The 20,737-nt window shown below is 65.6% G+C and carries 23 protein-coding genes and 1 pseudogene; 10 read left to right on the plus strand and 14 right to left on the minus strand.

What is annotated here, in order from left to right; translation table 11 throughout:
* Positions 1-3: 3 nt before the first annotated feature.
* Genes SMA01S_RS03800 through SMA01S_RS03815 form a run of 4 tightly spaced genes read right to left on the minus strand, consistent with a single transcriptional unit; the run spans position 4 to position 2,805 of the window.
* The gene (locus SMA01S_RS03800) at positions 4-651 is read right to left on the minus strand and encodes a CoA transferase subunit B (protein ID WP_066817427.1); all 648 of its coding nucleotides are present in this window, start codon (positions 649-651) and stop codon (positions 4-6) included.
* A complete protein-coding gene (locus SMA01S_RS03805) occupies positions 651-974 on the minus strand; it encodes a DUF5076 domain-containing protein (RefSeq protein ID WP_066817430.1) in 324 nt (107 codons plus the stop codon). The genes SMA01S_RS03800 and SMA01S_RS03805 overlap by 1 nt, the downstream gene beginning before the upstream one ends.
* A complete protein-coding gene (locus SMA01S_RS03810) occupies positions 971-2,098 on the minus strand; it encodes an HAD family acid phosphatase (RefSeq protein ID WP_245649136.1) in 1,128 nt (375 codons plus the stop codon). The genes SMA01S_RS03805 and SMA01S_RS03810 overlap by 4 nt, the downstream gene beginning before the upstream one ends.
* Positions 2,095-2,805 carry a CoA transferase subunit A gene (locus SMA01S_RS03815; RefSeq protein ID WP_066817598.1) on the minus strand — a complete coding sequence of 237 codons (711 nt, stop codon included), beginning with the start codon at positions 2,803-2,805 and terminating at the stop codon, positions 2,095-2,097. The genes SMA01S_RS03810 and SMA01S_RS03815 overlap by 4 nt, the downstream gene beginning before the upstream one ends.
* Positions 2,806-3,026: 221 nt before the next feature.
* Here SMA01S_RS03815 and SMA01S_RS03820 point away from each other — a divergent pair, with 221 nt between their 5' ends.
* Positions 3,027-3,623, plus strand: a complete 597-nt coding sequence (locus tag SMA01S_RS03820; protein WP_066817432.1) for an outer membrane protein — start codon at positions 3,027-3,029, stop codon at positions 3,621-3,623.
* Positions 3,624-3,719: 96 nt separating this feature from the next.
* Here the strand turns inward: SMA01S_RS03820 and SMA01S_RS03825 are convergent, their stop codons facing one another.
* The 5 genes from SMA01S_RS03825 to SMA01S_RS03845 are packed head-to-tail and all read right to left on the minus strand — an operon-like array spanning position 3,720 to position 7,938.
* Complete coding sequence (locus tag SMA01S_RS03825) at positions 3,720-4,418, minus strand: VIT1/CCC1 transporter family protein (RefSeq protein ID WP_174543073.1); 699 nt, start codon at positions 4,416-4,418, stop codon at positions 3,720-3,722.
* 58 nt (positions 4,419-4,476) lie between these two features.
* The gene (locus SMA01S_RS03830; protein ID WP_066817435.1) at positions 4,477-5,133 is read right to left on the minus strand and encodes an HAD-IA family hydrolase; all 657 of its coding nucleotides are present in this window, start codon (positions 5,131-5,133) and stop codon (positions 4,477-4,479) included.
* Positions 5,130-6,227 (minus strand): DUF2855 family protein, encoded by a 1,098-nt coding sequence (locus SMA01S_RS03835; RefSeq protein ID WP_066817438.1) that lies wholly within the window; start codon positions 6,225-6,227, stop codon positions 5,130-5,132. Before SMA01S_RS03835 ends, SMA01S_RS03830 begins: the two co-directional genes overlap by 4 nt.
* A 14-nt stretch (positions 6,228-6,241) precedes the next feature.
* Positions 6,242-6,982 (minus strand): glutathione S-transferase family protein, encoded by a 741-nt coding sequence (locus tag SMA01S_RS03840; RefSeq protein ID WP_218016819.1) that lies wholly within the window; start codon positions 6,980-6,982, stop codon positions 6,242-6,244.
* A 5-nt stretch (positions 6,983-6,987) separates the two neighbouring features.
* On the minus strand, positions 6,988-7,938 hold the full coding sequence (locus tag SMA01S_RS03845; RefSeq protein ID WP_439654297.1) for an SMP-30/gluconolactonase/LRE family protein: 951 nt from the start codon (positions 7,936-7,938) through the stop codon (positions 6,988-6,990).
* Positions 7,939-8,175: 237 nt separating this feature from the next.
* Here SMA01S_RS03845 and SMA01S_RS03850 point away from each other — a divergent pair, with 237 nt between their 5' ends.
* Entirely contained in the window at positions 8,176-9,150 is a 975-nt protein-coding gene (locus tag SMA01S_RS03850; protein WP_084250040.1) for an MlaA family lipoprotein, read from the plus strand.
* 21 nt (positions 9,151-9,171) lie between these two features.
* On the opposite strand, the gene SMA01S_RS03855 is transcribed toward SMA01S_RS03850, so the two are convergent.
* Positions 9,172-10,332: a glycosyltransferase gene (locus SMA01S_RS03855; protein WP_066817444.1), complete on the minus strand. Its 1,161-nt coding sequence runs from the start codon at positions 10,330-10,332 to the stop codon at positions 9,172-9,174.
* A 131-nt stretch (positions 10,333-10,463) separates the two neighbouring features.
* Here SMA01S_RS03855 and SMA01S_RS03860 point away from each other — a divergent pair, with 131 nt between their 5' ends.
* The 4 genes from SMA01S_RS03860 to SMA01S_RS03875 all read left to right on the plus strand — a co-directional run bounded on the left by SMA01S_RS03860 (position 10,464) and on the right by SMA01S_RS03875 (position 15,346).
* The gene (locus tag SMA01S_RS03860) at positions 10,464-10,952 is read left to right on the plus strand and encodes a sigma-70 family RNA polymerase sigma factor (protein WP_084250041.1); all 489 of its coding nucleotides are present in this window, start codon (positions 10,464-10,466) and stop codon (positions 10,950-10,952) included.
* A gap of 74 nt (positions 10,953-11,026) precedes the next feature.
* Entirely contained in the window at positions 11,027-11,986 is a 960-nt protein-coding gene (locus tag SMA01S_RS03865; protein WP_066817447.1) for a FecR family protein, read from the plus strand.
* Positions 11,952-14,294, plus strand: coding sequence for a TonB-dependent receptor (locus SMA01S_RS03870; protein ID WP_084250026.1), 2,343 nt, complete (start codon positions 11,952-11,954; stop codon positions 14,292-14,294). The genes SMA01S_RS03865 and SMA01S_RS03870 overlap by 35 nt, the downstream gene beginning before the upstream one ends.
* 104 nt (positions 14,295-14,398) lie before the next feature.
* Positions 14,399-15,346 carry a hypothetical protein gene (locus SMA01S_RS03875; RefSeq protein WP_066817452.1) on the plus strand — a complete coding sequence of 316 codons (948 nt, stop codon included), beginning with the start codon at positions 14,399-14,401 and terminating at the stop codon, positions 15,344-15,346.
* Between the two features lie 186 nt (positions 15,347-15,532).
* On the opposite strand, the gene SMA01S_RS03880 is transcribed toward SMA01S_RS03875, so the two are convergent.
* From SMA01S_RS03880 to thiS, 4 genes and pseudogenes are all read right to left on the minus strand, one after another.
* Positions 15,533-15,736, minus strand: a complete 204-nt coding sequence (locus SMA01S_RS03880) for a CsbD family protein (RefSeq protein WP_066817454.1) — start codon at positions 15,734-15,736, stop codon at positions 15,533-15,535.
* A 92-nt stretch (positions 15,737-15,828) separates the two neighbouring features.
* The gene (locus SMA01S_RS03885) at positions 15,829-16,623 is read right to left on the minus strand and encodes an alpha/beta hydrolase (protein ID WP_084250027.1); all 795 of its coding nucleotides are present in this window, start codon (positions 16,621-16,623) and stop codon (positions 15,829-15,831) included.
* Between the two features lie 14 nt (positions 16,624-16,637).
* A complete protein-coding gene (locus SMA01S_RS03890; protein ID WP_084250042.1) occupies positions 16,638-17,417 on the minus strand; it encodes a bifunctional sulfur carrier protein/thiazole synthase protein in 780 nt (259 codons plus the stop codon).
* Positions 17,418-17,549: 132 nt separating this feature from the next.
* A pseudogene (gene thiS, locus SMA01S_RS24980) lies at positions 17,550-17,765 on the minus strand (sulfur carrier protein ThiS); the annotation flags it as partial.
* Between the two features lie 63 nt (positions 17,766-17,828).
* On the opposite strand from thiS, the gene aroQ reads away from it, so the two are divergent.
* From aroQ to SMA01S_RS03915, 4 genes are read left to right on the plus strand one after another with little or no spacing between them, the layout of a single operon-like run.
* Positions 17,829-18,263, plus strand: coding sequence for a type II 3-dehydroquinate dehydratase (gene aroQ, locus SMA01S_RS03900; RefSeq protein WP_066817460.1), 435 nt, complete (start codon positions 17,829-17,831; stop codon positions 18,261-18,263).
* A 48-nt stretch (positions 18,264-18,311) separates the two neighbouring features.
* Positions 18,312-18,791 carry an acetyl-CoA carboxylase biotin carboxyl carrier protein gene (gene accB / locus SMA01S_RS03905; protein WP_066817462.1) on the plus strand — a complete coding sequence of 160 codons (480 nt, stop codon included), beginning with the start codon at positions 18,312-18,314 and terminating at the stop codon, positions 18,789-18,791.
* 11 nt (positions 18,792-18,802) lie between these two features.
* A complete protein-coding gene (accC, locus tag SMA01S_RS03910; RefSeq protein WP_066817465.1) occupies positions 18,803-20,155 on the plus strand; it encodes an acetyl-CoA carboxylase biotin carboxylase subunit in 1,353 nt (450 codons plus the stop codon).
* Positions 20,156-20,184: 29 nt separating this feature from the next.
* Positions 20,185-20,694 (plus strand): hypothetical protein, encoded by a 510-nt coding sequence (locus SMA01S_RS03915; RefSeq protein WP_066817467.1) that lies wholly within the window; start codon positions 20,185-20,187, stop codon positions 20,692-20,694.
* Positions 20,695-20,737 lie beyond the last annotated feature (43 nt).

Consider the following 20,737-nt stretch of genomic DNA (forward strand, 5'->3'; position numbering starts at 1 on the left):
GCGTCACGCCGTGGCCAGCGCGTCGTATTTTGCCGTCGTCTTGGCCGCCACTTCATCCGCAGTGACGCCCGGCGCGATCTCGATCAGCCGGAACGGCGATTGATGATCGGGGCGCTGGAACACGGCTAGGTCGGTGATGATCATGTCGACCACGTTCTTGCCGGTCAGCGGCAGGGTGCAGGCCGGGATGAACTTGGGATCGCCGTTCTTGCTGGTATGCTCCATCACGACGATGATCTTCTTGACGCCGGCGACCAAATCCATCGCCCCGCCCATGCCCTTGATCATCTTCCCCGGGATCATCCAATTGGCGATGTCGCCATTCTCCGCGACTTCCATCGCGCCCAGCACGGTCAGGTCGATATGCCCGCCGCGGATCATCGCGAAACTGTCGGCCGAGGAGAAATAGACCGATTGCGGCAATTCGCTGATCGTCTGCTTGCCGGCGTTGATCAGGTCGGGATCTTCCTCCCCGGCATAGGGAAACGGGCCGATCCCGAGCATGCCGTTTTCCGACTGCAACGTCACCTCGACGCCGGCCGGAATATGGTTCGCGACCAGGGTCGGAATGCCGATGCCGAGGTTCACATAATAACCGTCGCGCAGTTCCTTGGCGGCGCGGGCGGCCATGTCGTCACGAGTCCAGGCCATCAATCTTCCTTTCTGGCAACCACCACGGGGGGCGGCAAAGCATCGTCTTCGGAGGGCGCGCCGCGCTCGGCATCGAGCCCCATCCAGATCCGTTCGAACGCCTGATCCTCGGACACACCGATGGCCTTGGCATAAGTCGACGCGGCATTGCGGATGACGTCGACCATCGCGATACCGAACAATGCCGGGTCGGCGCCCAGCGGGCGCGGGTTGACGAAGCACAAGGTGCCGCCGTCCTTTGACCAGACGCGCAGGAATTCGCGGCTGTCGCCGAGCGTTTCGGCAAAGGGAACGAGGTCGATCGGGACCGGCTTCTCGGTCATTTCTTCACCGGCGGAGAAGTGGAAGTCCCGGCGGACACAGGTGACGGTGCCGGTAGCGGAGTGGCCGCGATCGGCTGCGCACCGGGATCGGTCCAGCGCCGGTCCTTGGGGAAGACGTCGTCGATATCGCCCTTGAGCGCGGTGCCATACACAGGGTTCGGCAGCACGAACCAGCCGTGGCCCCACAACATCCTGAGCTTGGGCGAATTGGTCTGCGCGCGACGTTGCGCGGGCGTCATGCCGGATGCGTTGAACAAATCGGTGAAATCACCGAGTTGGTCGCCGACCATCGCGATCACGCAATATTTGGCAGAAATCGCCCAGCGCCGGGCGTCCTTGCCGCTGCCACCGGTCGCGTCGTCGCCCTTCAGCCACAGATTTTGCCAGTGAACCACGGGGCCCAGGCCGGCCAGGGTGAGCGCATCGATCGTCGCCGAGGCGTTGGCCGACGAGCGGTTGGAGTTGAACACCACCTCGATCCCGCTCGCACGCGCCGCCCGCACCGCGTCGAGCACGCCCGGAACCGGGTCGACCGCGGTCACCCCGCTCGCTTCCCAGCGGTCCCAGCGTTTCTGGTCATAAGCGCCGCTGCGCTGGCTATCATCGGCTTCGTAGCCGAGGTTCAGCAGCGCCGTCTCGTCGATATCGAGTACGACAGCGGGGCGCTGCCTGGGGCCGCATTTGAGGAATTTGGGTGCGTCCAGCGTCGCGTCTGGTGCGAGCACGACCGACGAAATGGGATGGCCGACCGCGAAATCGCCGCCGCGCGCGACCAGGAAGTCGGTCAGCGAAAGATAGGCCTGGATCGACACCGCCGAGGCTTCGCCCGAGCCGTAGAGATATTGCATGCCGGGCGGCACGCTGCCCGGCGGGGGTGCCGCCGGCGTGGTCGGGGCAGCGGAAGGAATTGCGTCGGCCGCCGGGATTCCGGCCGGCGTGGACTGCGCGCTGGCGGCTGCGAGCGCCGGCGGGGTCGCCGACGGCAGATCCTCGTCCTTCTTGCCGAAGAACTGCTTCTTGCCGATCGCTCCCGCCGCGAGCACCGGCACGGCGGCGGCGACGCACCCGCTGTTCGCGGTGCTGCCGACGAGCAGCATCAATAGCGCCAAGCGCCCCTTGGTCACGCCGCAACCCGCTCGCGCACGGTGCGGAATTCGATCTTCTTGTCGTAGGGGCTGCCGACGATCAGGCGGTTCACATAGATGCCCGGCAAATGGACCTGATCGGGATCGAAGCTGCCTACGGGCACGATTTCCTCGACTTCGGCGACGCAGACCTTGCCCGCGGTCGCCATCGGCTGGTTGAAATTGCGCGCGGTCTTGCGGAAGATGAGGTTGCCCGCCTCGTCGGCCTTCCATCCCTTGATGATCGACAGATCGGCACGGATGCCGCGTTCGAGGATATAATCCTCGCCGTCGAACGTCTTCACTTCCTTGCCCTCGGCGACCTGGGTGCCGACCCCGGTCTTGGTGTAGAAGCCGGGAATGCCTGCCCCACCCGCGCGGCAACGTTCGGCGAGCGTGCCCTGGGGGCAGAACTCGACCTCGAGCTCGCCCGCCAGATACTGACGTTCGAATTCCTTGTTCTCGCCGACATAGGAACTGATCATCTTCTTGACCTGGCGCGTGCGGAGCAGCTTGCCGAGCCCTTCCCCGTCGATGCCGGCATTGTTGCTGGCGATCGTCAGATCCTTGGTGCCGGCGTCGCGGATCGCGTCGATCAGGCGCTCGGGAATGCCGCACAGGCCGAACCCGCCGGCACAGATCGTCATACCGTCGAACAACACGCCGTCGAGCGCCGAGGCGGCATCGGAATAAAGCTTACGGGCCATGCGGACTCCTTGGGTGATGCGCGCCGAATAGATGGCAGCGCGGTAAGGAGCAAGCGGGGCCACCGACTTTGCGGCCGGGCCGGACTCACTGTTCGCATGTGCGGCAAAATAGCGGCAGCCGCTCTTCGCGGCCGCCCAAATCCCGCCACGAACCGTGTCCAAAGCGCGACGAACCGGGGGGGTCGCAAGCCCCCCGGTTTTTTGTTTAGTCAGGAGTTTTCATGCGTTTCCTTATCGCGTCCGCCCTGTTGGCCAGTGCCGCCATCGCTACCCCTGCCCTCGCGCAGGATGCCCCCGCTTCCGCCCCCGAGGGCAAGGAATTTCAGGGTTTCAAGATCCTCGCCGTGACCGGCATCGACCATGTCACCAGCTCGATCGATAACGAGACCGGCCTCTCCTATGGCGGCGTCATCGGCTACGATTATCAGGCCGGCAAGGCCGTGTTCGGCGTCGAAGGCGAAATCGACGGTTCGACCGCCAAGGATTGCGTCAGCAATGCCATCGCCGCGGGTGACCGCCTTTGCGTCAAGGCCGGCCGCGATCTCTATGCCGGCGTGCGCGCTGGTGTCGTCGTCGGCAACAAGGCGCTGCTCTACGTCAAGGGCGGTTATGCCAATGGCCGCGTCAACGCCACCTACACGGCCGGCGGGACCACCACCAAGGATGGCACCAATTCGGATGGCTGGCGCGTCGGCACCGGTGTCGAACTGCCCGTGGCCAAGAACATGCTCGTCCGCGCCGAATATCGCTACACCAACTATTCGGACACCGACCTGGCCCGTCACCAGGGCCTGATCGGCTTCGGCGTGAAGTTCTGATCTAACGATCAACCAAACGGACAGCAGGGGCCGCGCGGGGAAACCCGCGCGGCCTTTTTCGTTTCGGCTTCAGCGAAGCCGAAACGGTCGCGTCTCTCAGACCTGCGTGCCGAACAGGTGACCGATAGCGGCGGTGACCGCCATCGCGAGCGCGCCCCAGAACACGACGCGTATTGCCCCGCGTATCTGGTTCGCACCACCGGCATGAGCCCCGATCGCCCCGGTCACGGCGAGAAGGACGAGCGTGACGGCCATCACGGCCACGACCAGCGAGCGGCCGCCGAACAGCAATGTCATCAGCACCGGGACGATCGCGCCGATAGCGAAACTGCCGGCGGAGGCCAACGCGGCCTGGACCGGCCGCGCGGCAAGATCCTCGCTGATCCCGAGCTCGTCTCGCAGATGCGCGCCCAGCGCGTCATGCGCCATCAGCTGATCGGCGACCTGAAGCGACAAATCATGGTCGAGCCCGCGCTGGCGATAGATCGCGGCGAGCTCCTGGCGTTCGGCTTCGGGTTCGTCGGACAGTTCCAAGGTTTCGCGCGCGATGTCGGCGCGTTCGGTATCGGCCTGGCTGCTGACCGAAACATATTCGCCCGCCGCCATCGACAAGGCACCAGCGGCGAGCCCCGAAATCCCGGTCAGCAACAAGGTGGCGCGGTCGGCATTGGCGGCCGCGACGCCGACGATCAGGCTGGCGGTCGACAGAATGCCGTCGTTGGCGCCAAGCACGGCCGCGCGCAGCCAGCCGATGCGCTGGACCAGATGTCGTTCACGGTGTCGTCGGATCGCCATTCGTCGCCTTCGTAAATAATTTCCGGCCCGGAACAATACGTGCTTTCACGAACGGTCGTCAGCGCAGCGCCTCGCTTTCGAGGCCGAGCGCAGTTTCGAGATCGGCCAGGGCCTGCGCACTGGTCGAGACCTTGATCGCCGCCATGCCGAGCGCCGCGGCGGGTTTGCAGTTGATCCCGAGATCGTCGAGATAGACGCACTGGTCGGGCGCCACGCCCAGGGCATCGCAAGCCAGGCGATAGATTGCCGGATCGGGCTTGCGAATGCCGACCCTGGAGCTTTCGACGACATGGTCGAACCGCGCCATGATCGCCGCGATCGCCTCCGCCTTTTCCGCGGTCGACGACATCTGGGCGCCATGCCCGGCGGGAACGTTGTTGGTGATGCAGGCGATGCGATAGCCGTTCGCCTTCAGCCAATCGAGCGCCGCGACCATGTCCGGGCGAATGTCGCCCGACAGCAGCGCGAGCACGTCACGCCCGGGAAGGTCGTGGCCAAAGGCACGCGCCTCTTCCGCGAACAGCGAGTCGAACCGCGCGGCGTCGATCTCCGCGCGCTCGAACAAGGCCCAGGCATTGCCGTCCGGATTGGTCGAGTTGATCCGGCGGACGACATTGTGCGGCAGGCCGCGTTCGGCCTCCATCCGGTTGAACGCTTCGAACGGCGAGGAAGTGATCACCCCGCCGAAATCGAAGATCACGGTGTCGCGCGTCATGGTTCGATGAGCAGACCAACGCGTGGATCGACCTTGCCGGCGACCGCATCGCGATAGGCGGCCAGCGCGGCCTCGGCGCCCGAGCGGCGATCGATCGCGGTCAACCGTTTGGCGGTCGGCATGAAGTCGAGCCACGCTTCTTCGCTTTGCCGGCGCAAGCCATGGGCGCCCCAGTCCTTCGACCGCTTCTTCATCCTTCCCGGGGCGAAGAAACCGATCGGGCGAGGCCCGGGCAGCGGGGCACTGCCGCGCTCGGCATCCCAATGCGTGATACCGACGATCATATCGACCGCCAGCGCATCGCCGAAGCGTTCGTGCACCGCACGCGTCGCCGCCGGATTGCCGGCGAAGTCGACCAACGCGACTTTCCCCTGGGCCTCGATGGCGTCGATCGCGCCATAATCGACGACCTGATCGTACAATCCGGTATCGGCGGTGAAGCCGGCGCTGCGTGCCGAAGCGAGCGCGACCAGCCGGGGCCCATGTCCGCGCGCCTTCATCACATGCGCAAAGGCCAAAGCAGTCTTGCTCGACGCTCCGCTGACGATCACGGTGCCGGCATCGAAATCGTCTTCGTCCTCGAACTGGTCGGCGATCAGCCAGCCGGTCAGGAACAGCGGGCGATAGATCGGCCACCAGTCGTGATCCGCCTCACGATAATCGCCCAGCGCTTTGAGCCGCGAATATTGATTATAGGCCCCGGGCAACGACGCGCGACGCGGGGTCGCCTCGGTAAAGCCGGTGCCGCGGATTTGCTCGGCCGCGAGCACGGCATGGCTGGCAAGCGGCCAATAGCCATAAAAGCGGTCGCCCACGGAGAGCCCCTCGGCCGCCGACCGCGTCACCGTCGCGAACCCCCAGACCGGCAGCCGGCCCGGCTCATCGCGCTCGGAGAAAAAGTCCCAATAGCCTGCGTCCGGCCCGAGGAACGGCGTCTTCTGGCCCAAGGCGGCATAAGTGATATTGTTGGCGGTCAGCGCGACGAGATCGATCGCGAATTCGGCCTCGCCCGGCGCCGGCGCGCGCTCCGGCAAGTCGACGATGTCCGCCTGCGCGATGTCGTCGCGCGCGATCTCGAGTTGCCAGCGGCCCATGATGTTCTCCTGCGTCAAACCGACATGGGTCCGCGACGGGGTATGTCGCCCCGCACACTCGAATCCGCAACCTTCAATCCCGCCGCCTCCAACGCCGCGCGCTGGTCGGCGCCGCGGGTGGTCAGCATGATCTGTTCGGCAACTACCGATCGTGCGAACAGCGGCGTCGCGGAAACGTGGTCGATCCAGGCGGCGATGCGCGGCCACCGTGCCGCGTCAGGCGTCCAGCCGGCCAGCGCCGCGTTGCGAAAGAAACTGGCGAACGTCAGGTCGATCATCGACAGATCGTCGAACACGAACCCGGCGACGGGCGCCTGGGGCTCGAGCCAGTCCATGATCTCGGGCAAATCGCGGGTGAGGACGGCGGCGACCAGATCCTCATCGGTATCCTGCTTCCACACGCGCGGCTTCACGTTGCGCTGGAAGAACAGCTTCCAGATCATCACGTCGCCCAATCGGCTGTCGGCGAATTCCTCCAGCCAGCGCGCCCGCGCCCGCTGGGCGGGATCGGCCGGGTAGAGCGGCTTCTCGGGATAGCGGTCGTCGAGATATTCGCAGATCACGGTCGAATCGGGGATCACCAGATCACCGTCAATCAGCACCGGGATACGTCTGAGCGGATTGAGCCGGGTGAATTCGTCGCCGCCGAAAAACGGCACGATCGGGTCGATCTCATACTCGACGCCCTTATGATCGAGCGCCAGGAAGACCTTGCGCGCATAAGGCGAGACGTGATTGCCGATGATCCGCAGCATGATGCTTATCCGTTATATTTGAGCTTGAGGCCTGGGCGCGGCCAGCGGAGCTTGGCGAGGCGCCCGGTTCCCGACAGGCAGATATAGGCATCCATCATATCGTCCCCGCCCCAGCAAATGTTGGTGGTGAAGATGTCGTCGGTGGGAACGAACTCGACCAATTCGCCCTGGGGCGAAATCACCGAAATGCCGCATTCGCCGATCGTCGCGACGCAGATGTTGCCGCACGCCTCCACGCCGAGCGAGTCGAAGAACTTGTAGCCCGCGGGGCGATAGAGCGGGATGCCGGGGCCGCCCGGGCCCGCGCTGCCGTCGACCTTGCCCGGCGCGATCACGTTGAACGCCATCAGCCGGCACGTATAAGTTTCCGCCGCATAGAGCCGCTTGCCGTCGGGCGACAGGCCCACGCCGTTGGGGTTCTGGCTCGGGAAAATCACTTCCTCGAGATGGCTGCCGTCGACCTTGCCGTAGAAGATGCCGACGATGTCATGGCAACGCTTCTCGTAATCGACCTTGCCATGATCGGTGAACCAGAAGCCGCCTTCGCCATCGAAAACGATGTCATTGGGGCCGCGCAGCACGCAGCCGAAATCGCCCGATTTGTAGAGCACTTCCACCGCGCCGGTGGCAATGTCGATCCGCTCGATCCGCCCGCCTGAATAATCATGCGCGATGCCATGCGGCGCCAGCATCCCGTTGCTCTCGATATAGTCGAAGCCGCCATTGTTGCAGCAATAGAGCTTGCCGTCAGGGCCGATCGCCAGCCCGTTGGGGCCGCCACCGGGCTCCGCCACTGTTTCCTTGGAGCCGTCGGGGCGGACCCGGGTGATACGCCCCGCCTCGATCTCGACCAGGATGACGCTGCCATCGGCCATCGCTACCGGGCCTTCGGGGAACCGCAATCCGTCGGCGACGATCTCCATGCCCCACTCCCACTCGTCACGGCCGAGCTTCATACCCGGTCTTCGAAACGGTCATGCCGCGTCCCGCGGTCAAAAGGAAGGCGGTTTTGAAGGGAGACAATCGCCGTTCCTAGCCCTCTCCCGCCTGCGGGTGCACCGGGCCGGTCATGCCCCCGGCATGACCTGAACAGCGCGGGGCGCTGTCGCATAACGTTGTTCCGCTCGCATTCGCCGACTGCGGAAAAGGTCCGGCGCGTCGTCGTCCTGACAGATGACCGACAAGGGGTGATGATGAGCGCTGCCGCTTTTGCCGTTGTGATGATGTTGACGTGCACGCCGGGCGGCGTCGACGATCCGGGTTACAGCGTACCAAGCACGACGATCGTCCAGCTCCAGGCGGAAGGGTCGCTCACCCCTGACCAGTCGGCGCCGACACCACCCCCCACCCCCACGGGTAGCGCTCCACAGTCGACCGTGACGCCCTCGCCCCAGCCACCCGCTGCCGACGGCGACATCGTCGTGTCGGGGCGACGCCGCTCGCCAGGCGATCCACTGGCCGCGATCAACGAACAATCGTACGCGGCGACCCAGGCGGTCGATCGCGCGGTCATCGGGCCGGTCGCGCGATCGTTCGAGCACACCGTGCCGAAGCCGGTACGCGACGGACTGCGAAACTTCTTCATCAACCTGCACGAACCGATCGTCTTCGTGAACTACCTCTTGCAACTGAAGCCGGGCAAGGCGGCAGAGACGGCGGGTCGCTTCGTGATCAATTCGACCGTTGGCGTCGCCGGCTTGGTGGACTTCGCAAAACGCCGCCCGATCAACCTGCCCCGGCGCAAGAACAGCTTCGCCGATACCCTTGGCTATTATGGCGTGGGTCCGGGGCCATTCCTGTTCTTGCCGCTGATCGGCCCGACGACACTACGCGATTTGCTTGGTGGTGGCGTCGACCGCATGATGATGCCGCTCTATCTCGGCGCGCCCTTCAACAAGCCCGTGTTCAACGTCGGTACGGGGGGCGTCCACATGCTCGACCGCCGCGCCGAATTCGACGATCAGCTCAACCAGTTACGGGCGGCGCGGAACCCCTATATCGCCACGCGCTCTTATTATCTGTGGCGCCGACAAGCGGAGATCGACGGCCTGCATGGCCGCAAGATCGCGCCCTTCGATCCGGACCCCGACAAGCCGATCATGTCGGCTGCCAAGGCTGCGCCGGCGACCCCGACCGTAGAGCCGGGCACCGCGTCGCCGGTCAAATAAGCGCGCGATCGGCGCGCGCGGTCAGGCCGCCACTCGGTCGCTCGGCGCGCGCAGGGTCGCATAGCGTGCAAAGAGGTCGGCGAAATGCTCGTCCATCTGTCGCGGGCGCTGCCGGATATTGACCGGACTGCGGTCGGCCGCCGCCGCCAGGATCGTGTCGCGCAACGACTGGCCATTGGCCGCCTGATATCGCCGATCGCGACCATCCATCGCATGGTCGGCGGCGCCACCGCGATCGGGTACGATCAACGGCAATCCACTCGCCTTGGCTTCCGCCGCGACCATGCAGAATGTCTCGGCCTCGCAGCCGTGGACGAGCGCATCCGCGCTCGCCATGATCGTGGCCAGCTGCGCACGGTCCTTCACCGGCTGGCCGACCACGATGTGGGGCGATCCTCCCGCCCGAGCAATGAGGCGATCGACGTGGCGCCCCTCGCCGATCAGGGCCAGCCCGACCGGAGCGTGGACGCCGGCCGCGATCACCGCGTCGATCACCATGCTCCAGCGCTTTTCCGGAGAATATCGCCCGACGCCGAGCAGCAAGGTCGACTCGAGTCCGAGCCCGCACCGCGCCAACAGTTCTTCGCGCAGGAGCGGATCGCGACGGTCGGGCGAAAAGATGCCGGGTTCGACGCCCATGGGAATCGTCGCAACCTTGGCCAGGCCGCCGCCGCGCAGACGCCGCGTCAGATTGTCGCTCGCCGTCACGACGAGGTCGAACGCCCGATCGAGCCGCCGCAGATGCCGCCAATAGCGATCGAACCCGCGATCGATCGTGCCGATACTCGCCACGGTGCCAAACCACCGATAGGCGTAGGCCGACAGCGGATCGGCGTGCATGACGAGCGATCGCACCGCATCGCCGCGCCACCGCGCGACCATCGAGGCGCTGCTCCACGGCGAAGACGCCTCGACCACATCCGGGCGCCAGGCGTCGAGCGCGCGGTGCAGCGACGCTTCGTCACCGAAATAGCGATATCGGCGATCGAGCGCGAACGTCGGCGCCTTGATCGTTGCGAGCAACGCGCCGGGCGCGCGCTCGACGATCGCGTCATCGGCGCCGGGCGCGAGGACGATCATCTCGTGCCCCAGCGCGCTCGCCACCTTCAGCTTGCGCTCGACATAGGTACGAACACCCCCGCCATGGGGAGTGTAAAAGGCGCAGACATCGACGATCCTCATGCCACACAGACGACGCCTCGCCGCGCAACCGCAGTCCCCGGCAAAACCTTGTCGGAATAGCCCGCATCGGGCATGGCCACGCTCCGTCCAAGGAGCGCCTCATTTCGTCCTCGTCATCCGGTCTGATCCAGCTGTTCGGAGAGTTGCGCGGCGAACTCCTGCGCTTTCTGGCGGCCCGCACCGGCGATCGCGTCGAGGCCGAGGATTTGGTCCAGGAACTATGGCTGCGGATCCAGGCCGCCGATCCGGGGCCGATCGGCAATGGCCGCGCCTATCTTTACCGTGTCGCCCAGAACCTAGTGCTCGATCGCGTCCGCGAACGCCGCCGTCGCGAGCGGCGCGACAGCGACTGGGCCGACAGCCAGACGATCAAGGTCGCCGGCGAAGCCGCCGATGCGCGCCCCAGCGCCGCGGATAACATCATCGAGCGCGAGGAAGCGGCGGCGCTCGCCGCGGCTATCGCGGCGTTGCCGGAAGGCGCCGGCCGCGCCTTTCGCCTGCACAAGCTGGACGGGCTGTCGCATGCGGAGGTGGCGGCGCGGCTCGGCATCAGCCGCAGCGGGGTGGAAAAACACATCGCCGTGGCAATGGCGCATCTTCGTCGCGCCTTGAAGGACTGAGGTATGGCAACAGCGCGGCGTCTTTCGATCGGACAGGGACGACGGACCGGCAACGGCCCGTCGCGGCACGAACGATGAACGACGAGATTATGGAGGCGGCCGCGCTATGGCATCAAGCGCAAGCGCACGACGATATGGATTGGGACGGCTTCACGGCGTGGCTGGAGGCAGACCCGCGCCATCGCGAGTCCTATGACGAGATCGCGTTGCTCGACGAGCGCATCGACACCGCCCGCGGCGCCGTCTCCGCCAGCCTGCCGGCAAATGACGACGCAATCGACGATGCCAGTTCCGACGCACCGCCGCCGGCTCGTCGCCCCTATCTTGCCTGGGGCGGGATCGCCGCCGCGTTGTTGGTCGCGCTGACCGCCGGAGGCTGGTGGGTGAATGGCCCGTCGGCACCGGCGACAAACAGGTATGTCGCCGCCACCGGACAGACACGAACCGTCGCTATCGCCGATGGCGCGACCGCTACCCTGTCCGGCGGCTCGCGGCTGGACATCGCCAGCGGCGCGCCGGTGAAGCTCGCCGGCTCGGCCTATTTCGATGTGCGCCACGATCCGGCGCGTCCGCTGACCGTCACCATATCCGGATATGAAGTGCGCGACGTCGGCACCCGGTTCGACATCAACAGCGACGGCAAGACCATCCGCGTCGCGGTCGCCGAGGGAACCGTGTCGGTGTCGGCGCCGGGCGCGTCGTCCGCAACCGAGGTCACCGGCGGTCACGCCGTCATCGGCGACGTCGCGCGCGGCACGATCGCGCTGGTGACGGCAGCGCCCGCGTCGGTCGGGGCCTGGCGCAACGGCCGCTTCATCTACGATCAGGTTCCGCTGTCGTTGGTCGCCGCGGACATCACCCGATATACCGGCCGCCCCGTTTCGGTGGATAACGGAGTCGCGCAGCGGCGTTTCTCGGGCGTATTGGCGCCCGGCGACCGCGAATCGATGGTCGCATCGGTCCGGCAGCTGGCCGGCGTGAGCGCACGAAGGGAGGGCGATGCGATATTGCTGGGCGGCGGCACTAGCGACTAGCGTCTTATTGTCGACCAATCCGGCCGCAGCCCGCGACGCCGCCGCTTCCATCGCCATCCCGCCCGGCAACCTGACCGATGCGCTGGCGTCGCTGGCAGCGCAGACCGGCGTGTCGTTCGGCTATGACGCGACGCTACCGACGCTCCGCGTCCGCGGGGTCAACGGTCGCATGTCCCCACACGAAGCGGTCGACAAACTGCTACGCGACACTCCGATCAAGGCGGTCAGGATCGGTCCGATGGCGTTTCGGCTGGTCCGCCGTCAGCATCCGCCCCACGCGCCTTCCGCCGGGCCGGCGCTGGTCATGGAGTCACCGTCTTCGCCGCAACCCGACATCATCATCACCGGCCGCAAACTGCCCGAAATGCTGTCGCGCGTGCCGGCGCCGATCGCGGTATACGTGCCCGATTCCACGACGCCGGCCGGGGCCGAGAGCGGCCAGCGCGACGTTGCCCGTTCGGTCGACGGCCTGATCGTCGCCGGGCGCGACGAAGGAAGCGACCGCACCTTTATTCGCGGCCTGGCGGACAGCCCGTTCAACGGGTTCAGCCAGACGACGGTCAGCGTCCAGGTCGACGATGGTCGCATCACCTACGATGCTCCCGAACCCGCCCTGCGACTGGTCGACGTGGCGCGCGTGGAAGTGCTGAAAGGACCGCAAGGGCCATTGTACGGCACCGGCGCGCTGGGGGGCGTGTATCGCATCGTCACCAATCGCCCGATCCTGGGCGACGTGTCGGGCGCCACCGCTTTTTCGCTGAACGCCTTGTCCGACGGCGGCCCGGGCGGATCGGCGGAAGGTGTCCTCAATTTGCCGCTGGTGACCGACGCGGCCGCGGTACGACTGGTCGGCTATGCGGCGCTCGGTGGCGGTTGGATCGACGACCGGCCCGCGCCGAACGACGCCAATCAGAAAGTCCTGGCCGGCGGGCGCGCCTCGTTGCGCATCGCGCCGGCATCGGGCTGGTCGATCGACCTGACCGGAGCGATCCAGCATCGCGCTTCGCGCGACAGCCAATATGTCTATCGCGCGGGAGAGGATCTGGCACGGCCCGCCGCGATACGCGAACCCAGCGCCACCGACTTCAAGCTCGCGCAACTTCGCGCCGAGGGGCCGATCGGTCGCCTGCGGCTGGTCGTCGCCACCAGCCAGACCTGGCAGGAACAGAACGACCTTTTCGACCTGTCGTTCGCGCCCGACGTGCTCGGGATCCCGGACGCCGTCGCGTGGCGCGACCGCCGTTCCTATCGCGTGTTCGACCAGGAAATCCGCCTGGTATCGGCTCCCGGGGATCGTTTCGCCTGGACCGCCGGGCTGTCCTATCTCGCGGCATCGACCAGGGCATCGGGCGACGCTCAAGTCGGGCCGACCAGCTGGACACCCTATTTCACCCTGCACCGCCGCGCGACCGAAGCGGCCGCCTTCGCGGACGGATCGTTGCCGATCGGCGGCCGCCTGACCTTGGCAGGCGGCTTTCGCGTGTTCCGCTCGTCGGCTGAGGACGAACGGACCGAACCCTCCGCGCCCACCGCCAGCGCGCGCGGCCTGACCGGCTTCACCCCCAATCTATCGCTATCCTATGATCTTGGCGCCACCGGGATGGTCTATGCGCGCATCGCCACGGCGTTCCGGCCGGGGGGCCTCGACCCGGGTAATGCCCGCACCGGACGGTATCAGGCCGACGAGGTCCGCAACCTCGACATTGGCACGCGGCTGAAGCTGGCGGGCGATCGCTTGTCGCTCGATACCGCGCTCTATTTTGCGCAATGGCGCGACATGCAGTCCGACTATCTCGAAGCGAACGGGCTGATCGCGACACGCAATGCCGGCGACGCGGTCGTCGCCGGCCTGGAAGCCTCGCTCGACTGGCGTCCCGGGGCATCGTGGCGGCTCAGCGCCGGAATGACCGTGCAGCGTGCCCGTCTCCACACGGCCCCCGACGGCACCCGGCTGCCCGACGACCGGCGCCTGCCGATGACTCCCGACATTGCCTATCGCCTGACCGTCGAACGCTCGGTCCGATGGAAGGGAATCGAGGTGCGTCCCTATGCGGGCGTCAATTTCACCGGCAGCACACGACTGAGCTTCGACGACGGGCTCGACCGGCGCATGGATGGCTATGCGGTCCTCCGCGCCGGGGTGACGACGACACTGTCGCCGCTGACCGTGCGCATCGATATCGACAACCTGCTCGACACACGTGCCGACACGTTCGCGTACGGCAATCCTTTCTCCGTGCGAGCGCTGCCCCAATACACGCCGCTTCGTCCGCGCATCTTCTCGATCACTCTGTCGCGCGATTTTTGATCATTTTCTCGGCGGTGGACTGAGGTGCGACCGTCGAGCGGCGTCGTTGCATCGAAACCAATGGCTGCCGCTAGCGCGGTGGCTCGATCGACAAGGGCCGCCCATTGCCATCGACCTATCTACCCGTTGCCCGCGGCACCGCCGACCTACCCCATGTCCAGGACCTGACCGACCTTCTGAGCAGGCCGAATTTGCGCGAGCGTGTGGGCGCCCTGGTCGGCCTCGCGGTGACGATCGGCATTCTGGTGTGCGTCGCCGCGGCAGTCGGACGGCTGCGCCTTGGCGAATTGCTCGACAACCTCCCGACGACAGCCGGATTCTGGGCATTGCTGGCCGCCGCCTATCTGCTCGCGCCGACTCTGGAATGGGTCATCCTGCGACGCTTGTGGAGGCTGCCGACGGCCGGGCTGGTGCCGCTGCTGCGCAAGCAAGTCGCGAACGAATTGCTGCTCGGTTATTCGGGCGATGCCCAATTCTATTTCTGGGCGCGCGGCGCGATGCCGGCGGAGGTGGCACCGTTCGCGACACTGCGCGACATGTCGATCCTTTCGGCGCTGGCCGGCAATCTGGCAACGTTGATCCTGATGGCGATGGCCTATCCGACGCTCAACCGCCTGGCGAGCGGACCATTGCTTCAAGGAGCCGTCCTGGCGACACTCGTCGTCGTCGTGAGCTCGCTCGGCATATTCGCCGCGCGCCACGCCTTCTTCACTTTTTCGCTGTCGCGGCGCGCAATCGCCATGATCTTCCTCAGCCACATAGCGCGGATCGCCGCGATGCTCGTCCTGAACGCGCTGTTGTGGGCGGCGCTGATTCCAGGCGCGACTCTGGGGATCCTGCTTGTCCTGGGCACGATCCGGATGATGCTGTCGCGCGTACCGCTGATCCCCGGTAAGGACGTGCTGCTCGCCGGAGGTGCGGTGGCGCTGATGGGAAGCGACGCGAAGATCGCGGTCGCGCTGGCGACGATCGCCGGGCTGATGATTGCGCTGCACGCGTTGGTCGGTCTCGCGACCGGCGTGCATGACGTCGCACGACGATATCGCCGATGACTGCGATCGCGGCGGTCGCGCCGTCGTCGGGGCCTCTTCCCAGCGCGCCTTGAAGCTCGATCCAGGCAAGAGGCCGCGATCTGCCACGGCATCCCCCTTCCGACCCGACCGATCGATTGCAAGAAAGGGCCGCGCCTTGCGGCACGACCCTTCTTTTCGGCTATCGGGAGCACCGATCGGTGACGATCAGATGTCGTCACCCAGCGCGCCCTTGATCTTGCCCACGACCTGTTGAGCCTTGCCCTTCAGTTCCTGGCCGGCGCCTTCGGCTTCCAATTGGTCGTCCTTGCGCGTGCGATTGGGGTCGTCGGCATCGCCGGCCATTGCCTGCTTCACCTTGCCCACCGCCTCGTTGACATTGCCTTTGATCTTGTCGGTCAGCTCACCCATCGGCTCGTTCCTTTCCGTTCGCGCCGGCGGGGTGCCGGCGCGTTGAAATTACGGAAATAGAACGGTTTGGCGGGCCCGGAGTTCCTGATACCCTAGGGAGCGACGCGTTTCAGGAAGGCCAGCACCGCTTGCCAATTGTCATCCGCGCCGCCGGGATTCTTGGCGGCGATCAACGTCGACGATCCGTGCACGCCGGCCTTGGGGATGAATTGCTGCCGATCGGTGCTCTTGGTCGCCGACAGGATCGCCTTCGCTTCCTGTTCCTCTTGGAGCGTGTTGGCTGAGGTAACGAATACGGGCACCATCACCTTGGCGGCCGCATTCTCGACCATTTTCTTGTCCTCGAAATATTCGCCCGGCGAGAAAGCAAGCACGCCCTTCACGCTGTCCTGCGCCGATTTGGACGCGGCAACCAGGAACACCAGACTGGCTGAGTAGCTCGATCCCCAGAGCAGGATCGGCTTGCCCTGCGCCTTGTCCTTGGCCCAGGCCAGCGCCGCTTCGAGATCGGGGAGCGCCCCGAGATAGTCGGTCTTGCCCTTATACCCGGCCATCGTCTGGTTGTTGCCATAGAGCCCGCCGCCGACACGCTGGTCGATCGCCAGCGCGGCAAAGCCGGCGCGCTGAAGCTGCGGCGCGATCGAGACATATTCGTCTTTCGACGATCCCGCCTGATGGAATAGCAGGATCAGCGCGCGCGCATTGCTGGCCGGGTAATAGGTGCCATAGACGGTAACGCCGTCGGGTGCGGTCAGCGTCACGGCCTCGGGCGCATGGTCCTTCACCGCCGCGCTTTCGTTGATCAATGCGTCGGCATTGTCGATCTTGGGTTGGGAGTGGCAGGCAGCGAGCGCGACGAGCGCGGTGATTGGCAACAAACGACGCATCGAGCCTCCTTGGATCAGATCAATCCGGCAAGCGGACTGGAGGGGTCGGCATAGCGCCGCTTGCCCATCCGCCCGGCGAGATAGGCCAAACGTCCGCTCTCGACTGCAAGTTTCATCGCACGCGCCATCATCACCGGATCCTTGGCCTCGGCGATCGCGGTGTTCATCAGCACGCCGTCGCAGCCGAGCTCCATCGCCACCGCCGAATCGGACGCGGTGCCGACCCCGGCATCGACCAGCACGGGCACCTTGGCGCCTTCGACGATCAGCCGGATCGTGACCTGGTTCTGGATGCCGAGGCCCGAGCCGATCGGGGCGCCGAGCGGCATGATCGCAACCGCGCCGACATCCTCCAGCCGCTTCGCCGCGATCGGATCGTCGACGCAATAGACCATCGGCTTGAAGCCTTCCTTGGCGAGAATCTCGGTCGCCCGCAGCGTCTCGACCATATCGGGGTAGAGCGTGCGCGCCTCGCCCAGCACCTCGAGCTTGACCAGGTCCCAGCCGCCGGCTTCGCGCGCCAGCCGCAAGGTGCGGATCGCGTCCTCCGCGGTGAAGCAGCCCGCGGTGTTGGGCAGGTAGGTCACCTTTTTCGGGTCGATATAGTCGGTCAGCATCGGCGCCTTGGGGTCGCTGACATTGACGCGTCGCACCGCCACGGTGACGATCTCCGCGCCCGACGCCTCAAGCGCGGCGGCGTTCTGCGCGAAATCCTTATACTTGCCGGTGCCGACGATCAGCCGCGAGCGAAAGGTCTTGCCGGCAACGGTCCAGGTATCTTCGGCGGCAGTCACGGGAGTGGCGATATTCATTGTTTCGTCCTGCTTTCTCGTGTTCCCGCGAAAGCAGGAACCCAGGGCCGGATAGAGAGCGGCCCGTGATATTATCCTGGGCTCCTGCTTCGGCAGGAGCATCGGAACGTCTCAACCACCGCCAACGAAATGGACGATCTCGATCTCGTCGCCATCCTCGACCAGCACCTGGGTCAGGGTCGAGCGCGGTACGACTTCCAGGTTACGCTCTACCGCCACCTTCTCGGGGACCAGCCCGAGCTCCTCGGCAAGCTGCGCGAGCGTGAGCCCGGCAAAGACGCGGCGATGCTCGCCATTGACGTGGATCGAGACGGTTCCGTCGGTGTGCATGGTATTCATGGCAAATCGCGATATAGGGACGCGACCGATAGCGCCACAACCGAAAGGGCAAGGGTGACCGAAACGATCCTGGTGCTGAATGGCCCCAACCTCAATCTGCTCGGGACGCGCGAGCCGGAAATCTACGGGGCCGACACGCTCGACGACATTGCGGAGAGACTGGAGGAGCGCGCACGCGAGCTCGATCTCGAAATCGACATGCGCCAGTCGAATCACGAAGGGCATCTGATCACCTGGATGCATGAAGCACAGGGATCGGACGTCAAGGCGATCCTGCTCAATGCGGGGGCCCTCACGCATACCAGCGTGGCGCTGTACGACGCGATCAAGGGCATCAAGGTGCCCGTCATCGAGGTGCATCTGTCGAATCCGCTAGCGCGCGAAGAATTCCGTCACCAGAGCTTTGTCGGTCGTGCCGCGCGCGGAACCGTTTCCGGGTTCGGCGCACTTTCGTATATGCTTGCGCTTGAAGCCGCCGCCCGACTCTGACAGAGGGCGCGCCTTTGAGTCAGCCTCAACAGGGCGAAGAAGGGTCGAATGGCAGACAATAACAATGACGGGGGCATGCGAGTCGATGTCGAGCTGGTCCGCCAGCTCGCGTCTCTGCTCGACGAAACCAATCTTACCGAGATCGAGGTCGAGGATAACGACCGCCGCATCCGCGTCGCGCGTGAGGTGCACGCCGCGCCGGCGATGAACTATGCGGCACCGGCGGCTGTCGCGGCTCCCGCTGCTCCAGTTGCTCCGGTAGCGGTTGCCGATCCGGCACCCGCCGCAATCAGCGCCAACGCGGTCAAGTCGCCGATGGTCGGCACCGTCTATCTGGCGGCGAATCCGGAAGCGAAGCCGTTCATCGCGGTGGGGCAGAAGGTCGCCGCGGGTGACACGCTGGTGATCATCGAAGCGATGAAGGTGATGAATCCGATCATCGCGACGGCCGCTGGCACCGTGTCGGCGATCCTGATCGAGAACGGCCAGCCGGTCGAGTTCGACCAGGCGCTCGTCGTCGTCGAGTAAGCCAAAAGGCCATGCCCGAAATCAAGAAACTGCTGATCGCCAATCGCGGCGAGATCGCGCTGCGCATTCACCGCGCGTGTCACGAAATGGGGATCAAGACGGTCGCGGTCCATTCGACCGCCGATTCGGACGCGATGCACGTGCGGCTGGCCGACGAGGCGATCTGCATCGGCCCGCCATCGGCGACCGAATCGTATCTCAATATCCCGAACATCATCTCGGCGGCGGAGATCAGCCATGCCGATGCGATCCACCCGGGTTATGGCTTCCTGAGCGAAAATGCGCGCTTCGCCGAGATCGTCGAGGCGCACGGCATCATCTTCGTCGGGCCCAAGCCCGAGCATATCCGCACGATGGGCGACAAGATCGAGGCCAAGCGCACCGCAGGCGCGCTCGGCCTTCCGCTCGTGCCTGGCTCGGACGGCGCGATTAGCGATATCGTCGAAGCCAAGAAGATCGCCGAGGCGGCCGGCTATCCGGTGATCATCAAGGCCGCGTCGGGCGGCGGCGGGCGCGGCATGAAAGTCGTCAACTCGCCCGAAGAGCTCGAGACGCAGATGCAGCAGGCCGGCAGCGAGGCCAAGGCCGCGTTCGGCGACGCCACCGTCTATCTCGAAAAATATCTCGGCAATCCGCGGCACATCGAATTCCAGGTGTTCGGTGACGGCAACGGTAACGCCATCCATCTTGGCGAGCGCGACTGCTCGCTGCAGCGCCGCCACCAGAAGGTGCTTGAGGAGGCCCCTTCCCCGGTCATCACGCCCGAAGAGCGTGAGCGGATGGGCGGGATCGTCGCCAAAGCGATGGCCGATATGGGCTATCGCGGCGCCGGCACGATCGAATTCCTGTGGGAAGACGGCGAGTTCTATTTCATCGAGATGAACACGCGTCTGCAGGTCGAGCATCCGGTGACCGAAGCGATCACCGGCCTGGATCTGGTGCGCGAACAGATCCGCGTGGCGGAGGGCCACGGCCTGACATTGCGCCAGGAAGACGTTCAATTCCGCGGCCACGCGATCGAATGCCGCATCAATGCCGAAGATCCGCGCACCTTCGCGCCGTCGCCGGGCCTGGTGAAGCAATACCACGCGCCCGGCGGCATGAACGTCCGGGTCGATAGCGGACTCTATGCCGGCTATCGCGTGCCGCCTTATTACGATTCGATGATCGCCAAGCTGATCGTCTATGGCACGACGCGCCAGGGCGCGATCCGCCGCTTGCGCCGCGCGCTCGAGGAATTCGTGATCGAGGGGATGAAGACCACCATCCCGCTGCACCAGGCGCTGATCGAGGACCCCGAATTCCTGCAGGGGCAGTACACGATCAAGTGGCTCGAGGAGTGGCTCGACAAGCAGGAGGCCTGAGCGGGCGGATCGAACAAGGGGAGAGCGGCGTGAGGAAAGCGATCATCCTGTTGGGCCTGGCCGCAATAGCCGCCGCCCCCGCCTCCCCCGTCAGCTCGCTGGCCGGTCGCTACTCGAAGCATTTCCAGAACGGCATGGTCGACGGGTCGAAATTCTGGTCCGACGATGTCGTCGAGATCGTGCCCGTCGACGCCGCCCACGCTTATTTCCGCGCCGAGCTGGCCTTTTACAACGGCCATAGCTGCTCGATCGCGGGAGTGGCCAAGGCGGTCGGCAACAAACTGGTCTATCGCGAGAAGCAGGCAAGCTATGATGGCGGCCCGACCTGTCGCCTGACGATCACGACCAAGGGCAAGAGCTTGCTGCTCGATGACGGCGACGGCAGCTGCCAGAGCTATTGTGGCGCGCGGGGCTCGCTCAGTGGCTTCGACTTCATCCCGCTCTCGTCAAAGCGGCCGATCGGATACATGGCTCGGCTGAAGGGGTCGAGCCAGTTCAAGCAAGCGATCGCTGACTGGAAAGCCGGCAAAACGGAATGAAAGCCCCTCTCCCGCTTGCGGGAGAGGGAGGGGCCCGCGAAGC

The sequence above is a fragment of the Sphingomonas mali NBRC 15500 genome, from assembly GCF_001598415.1.
In the GTDB taxonomy this organism is placed as follows: domain Bacteria; phylum Pseudomonadota; class Alphaproteobacteria; order Sphingomonadales; family Sphingomonadaceae; genus Sphingomonas; species Sphingomonas mali.

Excerpts from the sequence above, each read along its gene's own strand:
- SMA01S_RS03800 (WP_066817427.1), bottom strand. The coding sequence starts at position 651 with ATGGCCTGGACTCGTGACGACATGGCCGCCCGCGCCGCCAAGGAACTG.
- SMA01S_RS03805 (WP_066817430.1), bottom strand. The coding sequence starts at position 974 with ATGACCGAGAAGCCGGTCCCGATCGACCTCGTTCCCTTTGCCGAAACG.
- SMA01S_RS03815 (WP_066817598.1), bottom strand. The coding sequence starts at position 2,805 with ATGGCCCGTAAGCTTTATTCCGATGCCGCCTCGGCGCTCGACGGCGTG.
- SMA01S_RS03820 (WP_066817432.1), top strand. The coding sequence starts at position 3,027 with ATGCGTTTCCTTATCGCGTCCGCCCTGTTGGCCAGTGCCGCCATCGCT.
- SMA01S_RS03825 (WP_174543073.1), bottom strand. The coding sequence starts at position 4,418 with ATGGCGATCCGACGACACCGTGAACGACATCTGGTCCAGCGCATCGGC.
- SMA01S_RS03830 (WP_066817435.1), bottom strand. The coding sequence starts at position 5,133 with ATGACGCGCGACACCGTGATCTTCGATTTCGGCGGGGTGATCACTTCC.
- SMA01S_RS03835 (WP_066817438.1), bottom strand. The coding sequence starts at position 6,227 with ATGGGCCGCTGGCAACTCGAGATCGCGCGCGACGACATCGCGCAGGCG.
- SMA01S_RS03840 (WP_218016819.1), bottom strand. The coding sequence starts at position 6,982 with ATGCTGCGGATCATCGGCAATCACGTCTCGCCTTATGCGCGCAAGGTC.
- SMA01S_RS03845 (WP_439654297.1), bottom strand. The coding sequence starts at position 7,938 with ATGAAGCTCGGCCGTGACGAGTGGGAGTGGGGCATGGAGATCGTCGCC.
- SMA01S_RS03850 (WP_084250040.1), top strand. The coding sequence starts at position 8,176 with ATGAGCGCTGCCGCTTTTGCCGTTGTGATGATGTTGACGTGCACGCCG.
- SMA01S_RS03855 (WP_066817444.1), bottom strand. The coding sequence starts at position 10,332 with ATGAGGATCGTCGATGTCTGCGCCTTTTACACTCCCCATGGCGGGGGT.
- SMA01S_RS03865 (WP_066817447.1), top strand. The coding sequence starts at position 11,027 with ATGAACGACGAGATTATGGAGGCGGCCGCGCTATGGCATCAAGCGCAA.
- SMA01S_RS03870 (WP_084250026.1), top strand. The coding sequence starts at position 11,952 with ATGCGATATTGCTGGGCGGCGGCACTAGCGACTAGCGTCTTATTGTCG.
- SMA01S_RS03880 (WP_066817454.1), bottom strand. The coding sequence starts at position 15,736 with ATGGGTGAGCTGACCGACAAGATCAAAGGCAATGTCAACGAGGCGGTG.
- SMA01S_RS03885 (WP_084250027.1), bottom strand. The coding sequence starts at position 16,623 with ATGCGTCGTTTGTTGCCAATCACCGCGCTCGTCGCGCTCGCTGCCTGC.
- accB (WP_066817462.1), top strand. The coding sequence starts at position 18,312 with ATGGCAGACAATAACAATGACGGGGGCATGCGAGTCGATGTCGAGCTG.
- accC (WP_066817465.1), top strand. The coding sequence starts at position 18,803 with ATGCCCGAAATCAAGAAACTGCTGATCGCCAATCGCGGCGAGATCGCG.